At 74.5% G+C, this 416-nt stretch carries 1 protein-coding gene; it reads left to right on the forward strand.

The genetic code is table 11. The annotated features are described in order from the left end of the window. A partial coding sequence (locus tag G3I78_RS49325) for a citrate/2-methylcitrate synthase (RefSeq protein WP_275424945.1) occupies nt 1–289 on the forward strand: 289 nt, incomplete at its 5' end. Between the last annotated feature and the right edge of the window lie 127 nt (nt 290–416).

The raw sequence follows: 416 nt of genomic DNA on the forward strand, positions 1-416 counted from the left end.
CGCCGCGCTGGAGAAGGCCGCGCTGGAGGAGCTGCACGCGCGCCGCCCCGACCGGGTGCTCGCAACGAACGTGGAGTTCTGGGCCGCGATCATGCTGGACTTCGCCGAGGTCCCGGCGCACATGTTCACCTCGATGTTCACCTGCCCCCGCACCGCAGGCTGGTCCGCCCACATCCTGGAGCAGAAGCGCACGGGCCGCCTGGTGCGGCCGTCGGCCCGCTACATCGGCCCCGGACGGCGCGACCCGCGCGAGATCGAGGGCTACGCGGACATCGCCGACACGGCCTGAGCACACCTCTTCGTACGCCGCCTGCGCGGCGACGCCGCCGGTCAGGGCGCCGCATCCCGTGGAAGTACGGGGTGCGGCGCCCTCGGCGTACGCGGGGTACGAGGCGTACGCGGCGCCGCCGCCGGCC

Origin of the sequence: Streptomyces sp. SID13726 (assembly GCF_010548375.1) — a bacterium.
Classification (GTDB): domain Bacteria; phylum Actinomycetota; class Actinomycetes; order Streptomycetales; family Streptomycetaceae; genus Streptomyces.